General features: G+C 67.0%; 10 protein-coding genes. 4 read left to right on the top strand and 6 right to left on the bottom strand.

Going from position 1 to position 16,192, the window contains the following annotated elements:
* Positions 1-50 precede the first annotated feature (50 nt).
* From ACZ899_RS08730 to ACZ899_RS08720, 3 genes are read right to left on the bottom strand one after another with little or no spacing between them, the layout of a single operon-like run.
* On the bottom strand, positions 51-3,236 hold the full coding sequence (locus tag ACZ899_RS08730) for a T6SS effector BTH_I2691 family protein (RefSeq protein WP_485627590.1): 3,186 nt from the start codon (positions 3,234-3,236) through the stop codon (positions 51-53).
* Entirely contained in the window at positions 3,233-4,150 is a 918-nt protein-coding gene (locus ACZ899_RS08725; RefSeq protein ID WP_234563133.1) for a hypothetical protein, read from the bottom strand. Before ACZ899_RS08725 ends, ACZ899_RS08730 begins: the two co-directional genes overlap by 4 nt.
* Entirely contained in the window at positions 4,147-6,234 is a 2,088-nt protein-coding gene (locus ACZ899_RS08720) for a type VI secretion system Vgr family protein (protein WP_485627589.1), read from the bottom strand. The genes ACZ899_RS08725 and ACZ899_RS08720 overlap by 4 nt, the downstream gene beginning before the upstream one ends.
* Before the next feature lie 275 nt (positions 6,235-6,509).
* Here ACZ899_RS08720 and ACZ899_RS08715 point away from each other — a divergent pair, with 275 nt between their 5' ends.
* On the top strand, positions 6,510-6,722 hold the full coding sequence (locus ACZ899_RS08715) for a hypothetical protein (protein ID WP_234562755.1): 213 nt from the start codon (positions 6,510-6,512) through the stop codon (positions 6,720-6,722).
* A gap of 36 nt (positions 6,723-6,758) precedes the next feature.
* On the opposite strand, the gene ACZ899_RS08710 is transcribed toward ACZ899_RS08715, so the two are convergent.
* From ACZ899_RS08710 to ACZ899_RS08700, 3 genes are all read right to left on the bottom strand, one after another.
* On the bottom strand, positions 6,759-7,391 hold the full coding sequence (locus tag ACZ899_RS08710; RefSeq protein ID WP_234562754.1) for a LysE family translocator: 633 nt from the start codon (positions 7,389-7,391) through the stop codon (positions 6,759-6,761).
* Positions 7,392-7,631: 240 nt separating this feature from the next.
* Entirely contained in the window at positions 7,632-8,639 is a 1,008-nt protein-coding gene (locus tag ACZ899_RS08705; protein ID WP_203647140.1) for an aldo/keto reductase, read from the bottom strand.
* 89 nt (positions 8,640-8,728) lie between these two features.
* On the bottom strand, positions 8,729-10,261 hold the full coding sequence (locus ACZ899_RS08700; protein ID WP_234562753.1) for an FAD-dependent oxidoreductase: 1,533 nt from the start codon (positions 10,259-10,261) through the stop codon (positions 8,729-8,731).
* 182 nt (positions 10,262-10,443) lie between these two features.
* Here ACZ899_RS08700 and ACZ899_RS08695 point away from each other — a divergent pair, with 182 nt between their 5' ends.
* From ACZ899_RS08695 to ACZ899_RS08685, 3 genes are read left to right on the top strand one after another with little or no spacing between them, the layout of a single operon-like run.
* Positions 10,444-11,586, top strand: coding sequence for a MexC family multidrug efflux RND transporter periplasmic adaptor subunit (locus tag ACZ899_RS08695; RefSeq protein WP_234562752.1), 1,143 nt, complete (start codon positions 10,444-10,446; stop codon positions 11,584-11,586).
* A gap of 15 nt (positions 11,587-11,601) precedes the next feature.
* Positions 11,602-14,730 (top strand): efflux RND transporter permease subunit, encoded by a 3,129-nt coding sequence (locus ACZ899_RS08690; protein ID WP_234562751.1) that lies wholly within the window; start codon positions 11,602-11,604, stop codon positions 14,728-14,730.
* Entirely contained in the window at positions 14,730-16,133 is a 1,404-nt protein-coding gene (locus tag ACZ899_RS08685) for an efflux transporter outer membrane subunit (protein WP_234562750.1), read from the top strand. The genes ACZ899_RS08690 and ACZ899_RS08685 overlap by 1 nt, the downstream gene beginning before the upstream one ends.
* The last annotated feature ends 59 nt before the right edge of the window (positions 16,134-16,192 follow it).

Here is a 16,192-nt window from a genome sequence, read left to right as displayed (position 1 = left end):
CTAAGTGTGCGTAGGCCTCGGGAGAGTTTCGGTCTGGCCAGTAAGTGACGTTAAAAGTTGCAGCCTGTATGCTGTGCCTGCCAAGGCTTGGGGTGAGTTCTATATGGCCGGTTATGAACTCGGTGGTAGTGGATCCCCCGGAGTGCAGTACGACAGATTTTATTACTGGTTTTTTGGCTGAGGGTATCTACTCTGTAGTCTTTAGCTTTGTGAGAGGGGCGCGACGACGGCTTTTTCTGTGAAGTTGGCAGCGGGTGTAAAACCTCATGGGACCCTGAGGCGATTGTTTCTCCGCTTGTGTAGTTGGACGGAACCCCATCGCCATGTCGATGAACAGTCAGGGACCAGTGATAGCTGTAGCTGGAGGCATTAATGTTGGGGAGGAGGATCTTGAATGTCAGCTTTTGCTCGGTGGCGGCTTGGGCAATCCATCCGATTTTAGCCGTGAGCGTGGGGTCGGCTCTTTGGGATTCGAATTTTAGGCCTGCCTCAATGCCCAATGTAGCAGCGTTTAGCTCTGCAAAAGCGATATCAGCATGCTCAGGGAACTCCCAGTGGATGGCGTGGGTTTCATTTGCCTTGCCGAAGTAACAACGCCTTGCCCAGCGCTCTAAGGGACTTGACTCAAGGCTTTCTGCAATCTTTTTAGCACCGTAAGAGATGGCAGCAAGGATGATTGCTATTCCTAGCGGCCCCCAAAAGGTAGGAACGAATACTGCGTATACCGAGGCCACTGTCCCCAGGCCAAATCCCATAGCTGATAAGACATAAGCATGCATAGCGGTATTATCTCCGCTTACAGACGTTCGCCTCAAGGCAAACACTGCCTGTGCCGTATCGTAAATCCCGGCCACGGCCCCCATGACGGCACCTACCCTGACCGTTGCCCGCCCCATTTCTATGGCCGTGGCCATCCGGGCCGTACCCGCAGGCGTCATGGGGATCCTGGTGTTGATCTGCGTGGCGCCGGTCCTGATGATCAAGCCCAGCGCCTCGATCCCGCCGCCTAGGATCGCCAGCTTGGACCCATGCAACGCCATCACCGCTTCCCTGGATTTCTCGCCGATCTCGATTTCCGCCTTCTCCAGATTCTTCGCCAGGCTGTCGTGGGTCAGGTACAAACCGCCCAGGGCCAGCAGGAGCTCCCAGCTGCCCGCCACGCCGCGCACGCCGGTGAAGCTGGTACGTACCAACTGCGCCGCCTGCTTCGCGGTGATGCGCATGCCGTGGAGCAGTTGGCGGGCGTTGGCGTCTAGGGTGCCCGCGGCGACCGAGAGGTTGACCAGGCTGATCTGCGCGGCGTCGCTGAGCTGGTTGACGCGCAGACCGGCTTCCTGGGCCAGGCGCTCCTGCAGCACGTCGGCGGTGCCCTCGACCCAGACGCTGACGGTGATGACGCTGTGCGCCAGCTTCGGGTCGAGCACCGCCAGGCTCAGCAGCCCGTGCTGGATGACCGGCCGCACCCAGCGCCTGGACGCGCTCACCTCGGCATCAAATTCGCGCAGGCCCAGGAGCATGCGCTCGCGGGCCTTGGCGGTCTGCGCGCTGGCCTTGTGCTGCAGCTCGCGCAGGTGGGCACTCTGCAGGGCGTAGTACTCGCTGAGCTTCATCTGCACCTGCAGCTCGATCAGTTGCACGCCGTTGTACAGCCACTGGCTGGCGCTGTTCAGGCGCATCACGGCGCGCTGCACGCCGGGCGGCAGCAGGGGCTTCAGGCGCAGGCTGGCGCCATTGATCGCGCCTTGCGTCTCGGCGATGGCCTGGCGCAGGGTGTCGCGCAGGTTCAAGCCGGCATCGTCACTGGCGATGACCTTGCTCAGCGCCCCGTAGAGTTTCTCGCTGTCGCCCCAGTCGGTGGGATCGGTGGTGGAGAAACTGGGCAGCAGCGCGGCGAGCAAGGCCCGGTCGCGCAGGAGCACGGCGCGGTAGGGCGGGCTGTTCGGGTCCTGCAGCCAGCGCTGCCACAGCGCCGCGCTGCTGCCCGGGGCAGGTGCGCGGGCTTCGCCGTCCACGTCGGGGGCCTCGGTGACGCCGCCAGCCAGGCACAGGGCCATGGTCTTGCTGTAGGCGATGCCGGACTCGCGGTCGCCGCCGTCGTAGTCGTGTTCCTCGATCGCGTGGAACAGGCTGCTGTCGCAGAGCTGGGTGTAGGCCTGGGTGTTCAGGTCGATGTAGCGCTGGTACTCGGCTTCCTGGCGCTCGTACTCGGCCTGGAAGCCTGCGCGCAGGGGCTCGTGGTAGCGCTCTTCGAGCCGGGCGACGCCGTCGCGGGCGCGCCGTTCGACCTCGCGCTGGCGCTCGACCTGCGGGTCGACGAACACCGGCGGGCCATCGCCGCTGTGGGGCTCGAAGGACGGGGTCTGCTGCTCGGCCCAGGGCCATTGCATGGCGCGCAGGGTCAGCAGGATCTGCGAGGTCTGCAGCTGATAGGCGCGCAGCGGGTCCTCGCGCCATTGCTGGCGCCGGGCGATCCAGTTGAGGCGCTGGTGGTTGTACTCCTGGACCAGGCCGACGGTGTCGTCGAGCACCAGGGCGAGCACGCCGTGTTCGAGCTGGTGGCGGGCAATGGCGTTGACCAGGTAGCCGCGGGTGGCGGTCTGGCGCAGCAGGCGGCTGTGAAAGCCATGGACACTGTCGAAGGCGCCGGGCAGTTGCTGGTTGTACTCGAAGACCTCGCGGTCCACTTGCAGCTCGCTGAGGGTCATGGCCATGCCGAGCTGGGCGGGGGCGCTGCGGGCGAGGGTGAGGTCCAGCACCTGGAAGCGCTCGGGCGGGGTCTTGGCGTTGCGGTAGGCATTGAGCACGCTGGGCGGCCAGGCGTCGCTGCTGAAGGCGATCCACGCGGTGGAGAAGGCCTCGGTGTCGACGGTGAGGAAGGAGGAGGGGATGTCGTGGTTTTCGCCCAGGCACTGGCGGGCGAGCAAACGCGGTGGCGCGGGCGGCGGCTCGAGGGGGTTGAAGCGGCGCAGGTGGGCCTCGTCGGTGACTTCGTAGGCGTACCAGATGCGCTGGTCGAGCAGGACATACAGGTAGCCGGTGCGCAGGGTGCGCAGCCCCATGCGGGTGGCCACCTGGTCACCGCCGGCCAGGGGGTGACGGTAGGCCGGGCGCAGGTCCGGGACCAGGGCGCGGCGCAGGGGCAGGATGGGCAGGCCCTTGCGTTCGCAGGCCTGGCACTGGTCGTGGGGCAGGACGGATTCGGCGATGACGTGGGCGATTCGCTTGCTGAGGGTCATGGGCGTACTCCGGATTGAGGCAGGTTTGCAAGCACATACCGCCAGTTGGATTCGGTGTATTCGGCGAGTGTCTGGGTCAGCGGAATCTGCGCATGCACGGCTTTGTCGATCAGTGTGCGGAGCGCAGGGTAGGTATGCAGCTGCGGGTGCAGGCAGCGTTGATGGAGGGCCAGGGCAATGATGTCGGCTGGCTCGCTCAAGCCCTGTCTGCGTGCCTGGACGATCTCTTCGTACGCCAGCACGGCGGCGACCGCTGGCAGGGAAGGCCGGTCATCGGTCTGTGGGAGCAGGGCGCGCCAGGCGCTGAGCATGGCCTGGACCAGCGGAGCTTCGGCTTGCATTTCTCCAGCCGCGACCGGTATCGGCTTTTGGGCGTACGGCTCACCGATCATGCGTACGGCAAACCCGCCGCTGGTAAGGAACAGCCAACGGTGGATGGGCCACCATGGCATTTGCTCTGCGTGTTCGTAGGCCGCTGCAAGCAGTTCCAGGCGTACAGGTTCGAATACCGGATAGAAGCAGGTCTGCATTCCCGTGGTCGAGACCTCGCACAGCGACATGATGTGCTCGGCCAGGGCCGCGGCAGGCGTGTCACTGAATAGCCAGCCACAGACCAGACGCCCAGGTCGCTGAACATCCCGCAGGCTTGCCCGTGCCGTCAGGGTCACCAGGGATTCCGGCAGGGGTTCTCCCGGAGACGCCAGGCAGGCCAGGACCGGATGGGCGTCGGGGGCGTGGGCGAGGTCGGCCCTGTAGATTGGCGTCAGCGCTTTCGCCCCCAGCCCTTGGCGTAAACCTTCGAGCACGGCGTGGTCACTTCGCCTGGACACCGCAGTGGGGTCGATCAGCACGTGGCAGTACTGGTCCGAGGTGTGGTGATCCATGACGAACTGGGTCAAGTCAGTGGTGTTCATCGGCCCTTTTCCTCACAGGCACTGCCGTTGTTCGCAGTGAGCTCCAGTGCCGTGACATTTCCGGCGCCTTCGGCCCCTGCTTGCGTAGGGCCATGAAAGTTGAGCGTCAACCCGTTGAGCGTAAGGCCCTGCTGGTCGAGCACGAGGCTTGCACCTGGGCTTATGAGCTCGATACGTTCGCTGGCGGTGAGTCGAAAGACTGTTGTCTGCTGCTCCAGGCCCTGGCCGACGGTAATGCGCTGATGACCGTCCACCCGCAGTTCGCTGTTGCCACCGACGAGGGTGTGTTGATTCACCCCGATGGTTTCGCTGCGATCATTGCTCACCTGTATGGACAGGTCCTGGCCGACCTTCAGATGGCAGTCCCGGCCTACGGCATGGGTGTGGTCATTGCCGGTTTCCTGGCGAAGGTCGTTGCCGACACTGATTTGCTCATCGTTGCCCACTTGTTCGATGCGGTTGCGGCCAACGCAGGTCGTTTCGTCATTGCCTACCCGATTGTTCTGATCCCGCTGCGCATGGATGAATACCTCTTCCTGCCCCAGTTCATCCTCGAAGCGCAGCTCGTTGAAACCTTGCCCCTTGTGGGTCTTGCTCTTGATGGTCATGCGCGTGCGGTGCTTGGGCAGTTCGTAGGGCGGCCGCTGGTTGCCGCAGTAGGTGCGCCCGGTGATCATCGGTTGGTCGGGATCGGCGTTGACGTACTGGATGACCACGTCCTGGCCGATCCGTGGGATGGCCATGGCGCCCCAGCCGCCGCCGGCCCAGCCCTGGGACACCCGCACCCAGCAGGAGCTGTACTCGTTGTCGCGGCTCTCGCGGTCCCAGGGGAAGCTGACCTTGACCCGCCCCCACTCGTCGCAAAAGATCTCCTCGCCCTCGGGGCCGACCACCGTGGCCATGTGCGGCCCGTCGATGCGCGGCTTGGGCGGCGCCTCGGGGCGCCACTCGATGCGCCCGGGCACCAGCAGGGCCTTTTGCATGTAGCGCGTGCCTTGTTCGGCGCCGGCGGCTTCCTCCTGCAGGCTGGTGAACTGCGCGCCCTCGTGGCGCACGCTGGCCACCCGCCAATGGATGTTGAGGTCTGCGCGGGGGTGTTCGACCAGGTCGAAGCTCAGGCCCGGCTGCAGGCGCACGTCGTCGCCCTCGACCTCGGCGATGCGCGCGTCGTGGCGCAGGGCGGTGAGGCGGGTGCGGGTGAAGGGGATGCCGACTTCGTCACGCTTGTAGCGGCCGGGGTAGTCGAAGCGCTCGTAGTCGTCGGCCTGGTGCTGCAGGTCGCTGGCGTTGAACTCCTGCTGCAGGTGGTAGGCCGGGTGGGTGAAGGAGTAGTCGCGTTGCACCTGGCGGGCCGTGCGCACCTGTTCGCGGTAGTGCAGGCGGCGCAGGCAGGGGCGGGCCTGGTCGCCGCCGCTGTTGGCGTGGTAGAGCACGGCCAGCGGGTCGGGGTAGTCGTCGTCGATGAAGCCTTCGTCGTCGTCATCGTCTTCGATCTTGACCAGGCTGGAGCTGATCATGCCCAGGGTCAGCACGCGGTCGCTGATGAGCAGGCGGTGGCCCTTGGCGCTGTGGACGAAGCGGTAGATGAAGCCTTCCTCGGCGGCCAGGCGGGTGATGAAGGCGAGGTCGGTTTCGCCGGCCTGGACGCAGAACTCGCGGGGCGCGTGGGGGAAGCTGTGGCCCAGTTCGAAGTCGGTGATGCGCTGGGCCTTGAACAGGGTTTCGAGGATCTGCGGCACGCTTTGTTGCTGGAAGATGCGCCAGTTCGAACGCAGCCCGGCGCGGGCCAGCTTGGGCTCGATCACGGCCTGGTAGCGGGTGCGGCAGTTGCCGGTGTCGCCCTGGCTGAAGGCGCTGATCAGGCCGTGTACATGGCGCATCGGTCGCTGGCCGCGCAGGATGGTGAACAGCGCGGGCTTGTCGAGCAGGTGGGCGAAATCGACGTTGTCTTCGTAGCTGACCAGTTCGAGCACCAGCCTGAACGGGGTGCTGAGGGCTTCGTCAAGGGTGAAGGAGACCACTTCGAACGGGTCCTGGCTGGCCAGGGGCTCGAAGTGGTAGCTCAGGTCGGATTGATTAGGCATGAGAGGTCCTTCGGATACGGCTGTCCAGGAACGAGACGGTGCTCGCCGTTGCCTGGCTGTTGCGGAATGCCCCGTCAGTGACTGCTGCATGAAGGCGTTGAGTGCCTCAGGCAGAGCGACGGTGACGCAGACCTGAAACACTAGCGAGGAACGGATTGTGGGTGGTCAGCAGGGCTTCCCAAATCCGCGTAGGACGTTTCTCTGATTTTCCCTTTCAGGGCTATTTGGCAGCATTCGCTTACAGTTCTTGGGAGAACCTGCCTGAGGATGCCCCCATGCCCGAAGCCCGCGAGCAGATCGACGCCCGCATCGCCAGCCTTGCCGACTGGCGTGGTCCGCGCCTGGCCCGGCTCAGGACGCTGATCCACCAGGCCGGGCTGCTCAATGCCAGTCTCAAGGGCGACACCCGCCGGGCCATCGAACTGCATGACGAGTGGCTCGACGAGCAGGCGTTCATCGCGATGGTGCTCAACCTGGGGCAGTCCTGAATCACCACCCAGGCCTTGCGAGGGAGCAGTCGAGCGTCACACCGCCCGAGCGTTGAGCAGGCGCACGCCCAGGCCGATGAACAGCGCGCCGGTGGCGCGCTTGAACCAGGCGGCCAGGGGCGAAGCCTTCAGGCGCAGGCCGAAGCGCCAGGCGGTGAAACAGTAGAAGGAATGCACCAGGCAGACGATCAGCGAGCCGCTCAGGTACATCGCCGCGAACTGGCCGAAGATCGGTCGCCCGGGCTCGAGGAACTGCGGCAGGAAGGCGCAGAAGAACACCAGGGTCTTGGGATTGCTCACCGAGACCAGGAAGGCCTCCACGGCGATCCGCCATTGCGTCTGGGGTGGCGTCGCGACCACCTGGGTCGCCGGGGCGGCGGGGCCTCCTTTACTCAGCAACTGGCGCAGGCCTAGGTAGATCAGGTAGCCGGCGCCGGCCAGTTTCAGCACCTGGAACGCCGTGGGCAGCGAGATCAGCAGGGCGCCCACGCCCATCGCCACGGCGGTGATCGTCAGCAGTTGCGCGGTGAGGTTGCCGAACAGGGTCATGCCCATGCCGGAGGGGCCGTAGCGCAGGGCGTTGCGCACGGTCAGCAGGACGTTGGGGCCGGGGATCAGCGAGGTGAGCAGGTAGGCGAAGGAGAAGGTCAACCAGAGGTGCAGGGCCATGGGAGCGCGTCCTTTGCGCGGGGAAAATCGAACAATGCCAGCAATCGGGGCGGGCCGCCATGGGGGCTTGCGGACACATGAGCTGTCGATCTGCTGGGGACAGCGTGGGAGCGGCGGTGCGCCGATGCGACGGGCCCCGCGAACACCCGCGAAGCGGGTGCCAGGGATTGCGCAACCTTCATCGCGGGGCAAGCCCGCTCCCTCGTTCTATGCTCTACGTCCCAGACCTAGACCTGGGTATCAGCGTGGCAGGCGCCCGCTGACGAAGTGCGCCACGTCGTTGAACCCAGGCGTCGAGGCATGACCCGGTGTCACCAGCGAGTCGATGAACGCTTCGTCCTCCGCCGTGATCTTCACCTCCAGCGCGCCGGCATAGGTGTCCCACTGCGCCTCGGTGCGTGGTCCGACGATGGCCGAGCTGACCAGGCGGTTGTTCAGCACCCAGGCGATGGCGAACTCGACGATGCCCACGCCCTTGGCCTCGGTGTAGGCATGGATCTTCTGGGCGATGGCCAGCGACTCCTGGCGCCATTCCACCTCCATGATGCGCTTGTCCTGGCGGCCGGCGCGGCTGCCTTGGTCCGGGGTCGAGCCGGGCGCGTACTTGCCGCTGAGCACGCCACGGGCCAGCGGGCTGAACGGCACCACGCCCAGGCCATGGTAGGCGGCGGCGGTCAGTTGCTCGGGTTCGGCCTGGCGGTTGACGATGTTGTACAGCGGCTGGCTGACCACAGGCTTGGCCACGCCGAGTTTCTCCGCCAGGTTGCAGATCTCGGCGATGCGCCAGCCACGGAAGTTGGACACGCCCCAGTAGCGGATCTTGCCCTGGGCCAGCAGGTCGCCGATGGCGCGCACGGTCTCTTCCAGGGGGACCGAGTGGTCCTCGCGGTGCAGGTAGTATATGTCCAGGTAGTCGGTGCCCAGGCGCGTGAGGCTGGCCTCGATGGCATTGAACAGGTGCTTGCGCGACAGGCCGCTGCGGTTGGGCACGCCATCGACCGGGCCGTAGCCGGCCTTGGAGGCGATGATCCAGTCGTGGCGGTTGCGCGCCACCGCCTCGCCGACGATCTCCTCGGAACGGCCGCCGTTGTAGACGTCGGCGGTGTCGACGAAATTGATGCCCTGGTCCCAGGCCTTGTCGATGATGCGCAGCGAGTCTTCGGTGCCGGTCTGCTCACCGAACATCATGCTGCCCAGGGTGAGGGCCGAGACATGCAGGCCGGAGCGGCCGAGGGGGCGGTAGATCATTGCAGATAATCCTTTTCTGACGCCTTGAGAGGGGTTTCCCTCTTTTACACAGTTCCGCCCGGCATTGAAAGCGTGCGGCGGGCGCCGTTTCACTCCGCCCAGGCATCGATCAGGTCACGCGCCTCGCGACTCGGCAGCGGCCGTTTCAGCCGCTGCGACAGCACCGCCATGGCCCGTGCGTGGCCCTTGGCGATCACCGCCTCGACCTGGTCGTCCAGGCACTGCAGGGCGATGAAGTCGCCCTGTTCCGGGGTGCCGACGTACTCGATGCGGTTCCAGCCGCTGGCATGCCCGAGCACTTCGTAGGTACGGCCGTGCTGGTAGGTCCAGAAGAACGGCACGTCGTCGTAGCGGCGGCGCTCGCCGAGCATGTTGGCGGCGGCGATCACCCCATGCTGCTGGGCCAGGCGCCAGTGCTCGATGCGCACCGGGCGGCCGGCCAGGGGGAAGGTGGCGATATCGCCGGCCGCCCACAGGCCGTCGGTGGCCTGCAGATGGGCGTCCACCCTCAGCGAGCGGTCCTCGGCCAGGGGCAGGTCGTGCAGGTAGCCGGTGGCCGGGCTGACGCCGGTGCCGAGCAGCACCAGCGGGGTTTGCAGGCGCTCGCCATTGGCCAGTAACACGGCCTCGACCCGTTCCCGGCCTTCGAAGCCGCTCACCTCGGTCGGCCCGTGGAATACCACGCCCTTGCGTTCGTGCAGCTCGCGCAGGGTCTGGCCGATGCGCTCGCCCAGCTGCCGGGCCAGCGGGATGGCGTGACGCGTGACCACATGCACCAGCAGGCCGTACTTGCGCAGGGCGCTGGCGGCCTCGAGGCCGATGAACCCATCGCCGACGATCACCACCGGCTGGCCCGGCTCGGCCAGGTCGAGCAGCTGCGCGGCATCCGTGCGCGAGCGCAGCACGCAGATGCCGGGCAACTGCACGCCGGGGAGCTCGGGACGCCTGGGTTTGCCGCCGGTGGCCAGCAGGGCGGCGTCGTACTTCAGCTTCTGGCCGTCGGCCAGGGTGATCAGGCGCTTGCCGGCATCCACGGCGCGCACCTTGCCGTGCAGGCGCTGCAGCTGGCCACGGCGCAGGGCGTCCGGGGCCAGCAGGGTCGGTACTTCGTCCACCGGCATCTGCCCGGCGATGACGAACTTGCTCAGGGCGGTGCGATCGTAGGCGTTCGGCTGTTCCTGATCGATCCACAGCAGGCGCCCGGCAAAGCCATGCTCGAGCAGGGTGGCGATGGCGGCCGAGCCGGCGGCGCCGGCGCCCACCACGACGAAGGTGCGGGCGTCACTGTGGCGCGGCGGTGCTGTCTCGGGCAACGGCTGGTCGTCGACCCAGACCTGGCCATCCCTGAGCTCTACGGCATGGCGGCGCAGGCCGGTCAGGGCCGGCGGTTCGCAGACCGCGCCCTCGTCCACGGCGAAGGCGGCCTTGTGCCAGGGGCAGACCAGCAGCCCGCCACAGACCGCGCCCTCTTCCAGGGGCGCGCCCTCATGCGGGCAGTTGGCCTGGTAGGCCTTCACCAATTCGCCCTGGCGCACCAGGACGATGTCCTCGGTGCCGGCCTGGACGCGCAGGGGGCGGTGTTCCTCGAGCTGGTCGAGGCTGGCCACGGCGTGCAGGGTCATGGCGGATCTCCTCAGGCGTTGTGTTTCATTTGACGCCTGCCATGGGCCTGGACTGCGACGACCCGACGATCGGAGGTGGTCATTACAACTTTTCACAAAAACTTCAAATGAGACCAAATTGACTCAAATCGATTGCATGAGTACCATTCGCGCCAAATTTAGTTAACGGCTCGGGTGAGTTCATGAGCAATTTGCGTGCAATAGGAGTGGCCAGCTGGCTGGCAGTGGCAGTAGCCCTGGCTGGCTGCGGGGCGGCCGATGAACAGCAGGTCGGCGCTGAAACGGCGTTTCCGGTGGAAATCGTGACCGTGGCCGCCGAGCCACTGGCCCTGGCCTCGACCTTGCCAGGCCGGGTCGAGCCGATGCGGGTGGCCGAGGTGCGTGCGCGGGTGGCCGGCATCGTCCTGCACAAGCGTTTCGAGGAAGGTGCCGACGTCAAGGCCGGCGATGTGCTGTTCCAGATCGACCCGGCGCCGTTCAAGGCCGCCCTGGCCCGCGCCGAGGCCGACCTGGCCCGGGCCCAGGCCGTGCAGCACGAAGCCCAGGCGCGGGTAAAACGCTATGCGCCGCTGGTGAAGATCGAAGCGGTGAGCCAGCAGGACTTCGACAGCGCCACCGCCGAGCTGCGCAGCGCCCAGGCTGCCGTGCGTTCGGCCCAGGCCGACGTGCAGACCGCGCGCCTGAACCTGGGCTATGCCACGGTCACCGCGCCGATCTCCGGGCGCATCGGTCGCGCCCTGGCCACCGAAGGCGCGTTGGTCGGGCAGGGCGACGCCACGCTGATGGCGCGCATCCAGCAGCTCGATCCGATCTACGTCGACTTCACCCAGTCCGCCGCCGACGCCCTGCGCCTGCGCCAGGCCCTCAAGGACGGCGCCCTGGGTGGTGGCGACGACAAGGCGCTGACCGCCCAGGTGGAAGGCACCGACTACCAGCGCCAGGGCGCGCTGATGTTCACCGACGTGGCGGTCGACCGCGGCACCGGCCAGGTCACCCTGCGCGGGCGCTTCGACAATGCCGACGGCATTCTCCTGCCGGGCATGTATGTGCGCGTGCGCACCCCGCAGGGCACCGACCAGCAGGCCATCCTGGTGCCGCAGCGGGCGGTGCAGCGTGGCAGCGACGGCGAGGCGCGGGTGATGGTGGTCGGCACCGGCAACCTGGCCGAGGCGCGCAGCGTGCGCACCGGCGTGATGCAGGGTTCGCGCTGGCAGGTCGTCGAAGGCCTGCGCGGCGGTGACCAGGTCATCGTCGGCAGCCCGGCCGGCCTGGCCTCGGGCATGCCCGTGGTGCCGGCACAGGCGCAGCCGGTCGCGGCGAAATAAGGCGAGGGTAGCGAGATGTCCAAGTTCTTCATCAATCGGCCGAACTTCGCCTGGGTCGTGGCGCTGTTCATATCCCTGGCCGGCCTGCTGGTGATCCCGGCGTTGCCGGTGGCCCAGTACCCCAGCGTGGCACCGCCACAGATTTCCATCACCGCCAGCTACCCGGGCGCTTCGGCCAAGGTGCTGGTGGAGTCGGTAACCAGCATCATCGAGGAGTCGCTCAACGGCGCCAAGGGCCTGCTGTACTACGAGTCCACCAACAACTCCAATGGCGTCGCCGAGGTGCTGGTGACCTTCGAGCCCGGCACCGAGCCGGACATGGCCCAGGTCGACGTGCAGAACCGCCTGAAGAAGGCCGAGGCGCGCATGCCCCAGGCGGTGCTGACCCAGGGCCTGAAGGTGGAGCAGGCCAGTTCCGGCTTCCTGCTGATCTACGCCCTGACCAGCAAGGCCGGCGACCGTGGCGACACCACGGCCCTGGCCGACTACGCCGCGCGCAACATCAACAACGAACTGCTGCGCGTGCCGGGCGTGGGCAAGCTGCAGTTCTTCGCCTCCGAAGCGGCCATGCGGGTCTGGGTCGATCCGCAGAAACTGGTGGGCTATGGCCTGTCCATCGACGACATCAACAACGCCATCCGCGGCCAGAACGTCCAGGTGCCGGCCGGCAGCTTCGGCAGCACGCCGGGCGCCAGCGAACAGGAGCTGACCGCGACCCTGGCGGTGCAGGGCACCCTCGATACTCCCGAGGCCTTCGCCGGCATCGTCCTGCGCGCCAACCCGGACGGCTCCAGCGTGCGCCTGGGCGATGTCGCGCGCCTGGCCATCGGCAGCGAGAACTACAACCTGTCCTCGCGCCTGGACGGCCACCCGGCCGTGGCCGGCGCGGTGCAGCTGGCGCCCGGCGCCAATGCCATCCAGACCGCGACGCTGGTCAAGGAGCGCCTGGCCGAGCTTGCGCAGTTCTTCCCCGAGGGCGTCGAGTACTCGGTGCCCTACGACACCTCGCGTTTTGTCGACGTGGCCATCGAGAAGGTCATCCACACCCTGATCGAAGCCATGGTGCTGGTGTTCCTGGTGATGTTCCTGTTCCTGCAGAACGTGCGCTATACCCTGATTCCGTCGATCGTGGTGCCGGTGTGCCTGCTGGGCACGCTGATGATCATGAAGCTGCTCGGCTTCTCGGTGAACATGATGACCATGTTCGGCATGGTGCTGGCCATCGGCATCCTGGTGGACGACGCCATCGTGGTGGTGGAGAACGTCGAGCGGCTGATGGCCGAGGAGGGCCTGTCGCCGGTGGACGCGACCATCAAGGCGATGGGGCAGGTGTCCGGGGCGATCATCGGCATCACCCTGGTCCTGGCGGCGGTGTTCCTGCCGCTGGCGTTCATGTCCGGTTCCGTGGGGGTGATCTACCAGCAGTTCTCGGTGTCGCTGGCGGTGTCGATCCTGTTCTCCGGCTTCCTCGCCCTGACCTTCACCCCGGCGCTGTGCGCCACGCTGCTCAAGCCGGTGCCCCATGGCCACCATGAGAAGGGCGGTTTCTTCGGTGCCTTCAACCGCGCCTTCGCCCGCGTGACCGAGCGCTACTCGGTAATGAACAGCGCTCTGGTGGCCCGCGCCGGTCGCTGGATGCTGGCCTACGTCGGCATCCTGGTGGTGCTCGGTTATTCCTACCTGCGTCTGCCGGAAGCCTTCGTGCCTTCGGAGGACCTGGGTTACAGCATTGTCGACGTGCAACTGCCGCCGGGCGCCAGCCGGGTGCGTACCGACCACACCGCCGAGGCGCTGGAGCAATTCCTGATGTCCCGCGAGGCGACGGCCAGCTCGTTCATCGTCAGCGGCTTCAGCTTCTCGGGCCAGGGCGACAATGCCGCGCTGGCGTTCCCGACCTTCAAGGATTGGTCCGTGCGCGGCCCCGAGCAATCGGCCGAGGCGGAAACCGCTGCCATCAACGCCCAGTTCGCGGCCAATGGCGACGGCACCATCACCGCGGTCATGCCACCGCCGATCGACGGCCTGGGCAACTCCGGCGGTTTCGCCCTGCGCCTGATGGATCGTGGCGGCCTGGGCCGCGAAGCGCTGCTGGCGGCCCGCGACCAGCTGCTGGCCCGCGCCAACGGCAACCCGGTGATCCTCTACGCGATGATGGAAGGCCTGGCCGAGGCACCGCAGCTGCGCGTGCAGATCGACCGCGAGAAGGCCCGCGCCCTGGGCGTGAGCTTCGAAACCATCAACAGCACCCTGGCCACCGCCTTCGGTTCGGCGGTGATCAACGACTTCAGCAACGCCGGGCGCCAGCAGCGCGTGGTGGTGCAGGCCGAACAGGGCGAGCGCATGACCCCGGAAAGCGTGCTGCGCCTCTATGCGCCGAACGCCCAGGGCGAGCAGGTGCCGTTCAGCGCCTTCGTTACCACGAAATGGGAAGAGGGCCCGGTGCAGATGGTGCGCTACAACGGCTATCCGTCGATCCGCATCGCCGGTGATGCCGCGCCCGGCCACAGCACCGGCCAGGCGATGGCCGAGATGGAACGCCTGGTCAGCGAACTGCCGCCTGGCATCGGCTATGCCTGGACGGGCCTGTCGTACCAGGAGAAGGTCTCCAGCGGCCAGGCCACGGCCTTGTTCGCCCTGGCCATCCTGGTGGTGTTCCTGCTGCTGGTGGCACTGTACGAAAGCTGGGCGATCCCGCTGACGGTAATGCTGATCGTGCCGATCGGCGCCCTGGGCGCGGTGTGGGCGGTGATGCTCACCGGCTTGCCCAACGATGTGTACTTCAAGGTCGGCCTGATCACCATCATTGGCCTGGCGGCGAAGAACGCCATCCTGATCGTCGAGTTCGCCAAGGAATTGTGGGAGAAGGGCTACAGCCTGAGCGACGCCGCCATCGAGGCCGCGCGCCTGCGTTTCCGCCCGATCGTGATGACCTCCATGGCCTTCATTCTCGGCGTGGTGCCGCTGGCCATCGCCACCGGCGCCGGCGCGGCGAGTCAGCGCGCCATCGGTACCGGGGTGATCGGCGGCATGCTCAGCGCCACCTTGCTGGGCGTGGTGTTCGTGCCGATCTGTTTCGTGTTCGTGCTGAAGCTGCTCAAGCGCAAGCCGGCCCCTGTGCAACACGCTGTCGAGGTGACCCAGTGATGCTCATGCGCAATCTTGCAATTCCGTTCGCGCTGGCCGTCACCTTGGCCGGCTGCTCCCTGGCACCGACCTACCAGCGCCCCGAGGCGCCGGTGGCGGCCGCGTGGGGCGATGCCGCCGGCCATCACGGCAAGGCGGTGGAGCAGCTGGACTGGCAGGCGTTTATCGTCGACCCGTCCCTGCGCCAGCTGGTGGGCACCGCGCTGAACAACAACCGCTCGCTGCGCCAGACCCTGCTGGATATCGAGCAGGCCCGCGCCCAGTACCGTATCCAGCGTGCCGACCGGGTGCCGGGCTTGAATGCCGGGGCCTCCGGCAACCGTCAGCACCTGCCGGCCGACTTGTCGAGCAATGGCCGCGAGGGTGTCAGCAGTACTTACCAGGTGGGCTTGTCGCTGCCGGAGTACGAGGTCGATTTGTTCGGCCGGGTGAAGAGCCTGAGTGATGCGGCCCTGGAACAGTACCTGGCCACCGAGGAAGTTGGCCGTGCCGCACGCATTGCCCTGATCGCCGAGGTCAGCCAGGCCTACCTGACCCTGGACGGCGCCGAGCGGCGCCTGGCGCTGACCCGCCAGACCCTGGCCAGCCGCGAGGATTCGCTGGCCCTGGTCGGCCAGCGGCGTGCTGCTGGCACGGCCACGGCGCTGGATCACCAGGAGGCGCTGGGGCTGGTCGATCAGTCGCGGGCCGAGCTGGAAGGCATCGTGCGCGAGCAGCGCCAGGCCTACAACGCCCTGGTGTTGCTGCTGGGCAGCGCGGACGCGGGCAAGGCGATTCCCGCCGAGCGCGGCGAGGCGCCGCTGGTCCTGCAGGACATCGCCCCGGGCGCGCCGTCGGCGCTGCTCGAACGGCGCCCGGACATCCTCGCCGCCGAGCACCGGCTGCGGGCGCGCAACGCCGATATCGGCGCGGCGCGGGCGGCGTTCTTCCCGCGGATCAGCCTGACCGGCAGCTTCGGCACCTCCAGCGCGCAGATGTCCGGGCTGTTCGACGGCGGTTCGCGCAGCTGGAGCTTCATGCCGCAGCTGTCGCTGCCGCTGTTCGACGCCGGGCGCAACAAGGCCGGCCTGAGCCTGGCCGAAGCGCGCAAGGATTCGGCGGTGGCGGCGTATGAAGGCACGATCCAGACCGCCTTCCGCGAAGTCGCCGACGCCCTGGCCGCCACCGACACTCTGCGCCGCGAGGAAGCGGCGCGCCGGGCCTTGGCCGACACCAGCCGGGCGACCGTGGCGCTGGCCAAGGCGCGCTACGAGGGCGGCGTGGACAGCCACCTGCGCTACCTGGATGCGCAGCGCAACGGCTATGTCAACGAAGCGGCGTTCATCGAGGCCAGCACCCAGCGCCAGTTGGCGCTGGTCGATCTGTACCGTGCCCTGGGCGGCGGCTGGCCGGACAAGGGCTGAAACCAACTCCTTTGGTTGGGGAATCCAACCGCTCGGCCCCGGGGGATCTTTGCCCCGGG

The organism is Pseudomonas sp. TE31087, assembly GCF_057284075.1.
Note: the sequence above shows the minus strand (reverse complement) of the source record. Positions and strands in the feature narration are given on the sequence as shown.

Excerpts from the sequence above, each read along its gene's own strand:
- ACZ899_RS08730 (WP_485627590.1), bottom strand. The coding sequence starts at position 3,236 with ATGACCCTCAGCAAGCGAATCGCCCACGTCATCGCCGAATCCGTCCTG.
- ACZ899_RS08725 (WP_234563133.1), bottom strand. The coding sequence starts at position 4,150 with ATGAACACCACTGACTTGACCCAGTTCGTCATGGATCACCACACCTCG.
- ACZ899_RS08715 (WP_234562755.1), top strand. The coding sequence starts at position 6,510 with ATGCCCGAAGCCCGCGAGCAGATCGACGCCCGCATCGCCAGCCTTGCC.
- ACZ899_RS08695 (WP_234562752.1), top strand. The coding sequence starts at position 10,444 with ATGAGCAATTTGCGTGCAATAGGAGTGGCCAGCTGGCTGGCAGTGGCA.
- ACZ899_RS08685 (WP_234562750.1), top strand. The coding sequence starts at position 14,730 with ATGCTCATGCGCAATCTTGCAATTCCGTTCGCGCTGGCCGTCACCTTG.
- ACZ899_RS08690 (WP_234562751.1), top strand. The coding sequence starts at position 11,602 with ATGTCCAAGTTCTTCATCAATCGGCCGAACTTCGCCTGGGTCGTGGCG.
- ACZ899_RS08720 (WP_485627589.1), bottom strand. The coding sequence starts at position 6,234 with ATGCCTAATCAATCCGACCTGAGCTACCACTTCGAGCCCCTGGCCAGC.
- ACZ899_RS08710 (WP_234562754.1), bottom strand. The coding sequence starts at position 7,391 with ATGGCCCTGCACCTCTGGTTGACCTTCTCCTTCGCCTACCTGCTCACC.
- ACZ899_RS08700 (WP_234562753.1), bottom strand. The coding sequence starts at position 10,261 with ATGACCCTGCACGCCGTGGCCAGCCTCGACCAGCTCGAGGAACACCGC.
- ACZ899_RS08705 (WP_203647140.1), bottom strand. The coding sequence starts at position 8,639 with ATGATCTACCGCCCCCTCGGCCGCTCCGGCCTGCATGTCTCGGCCCTC.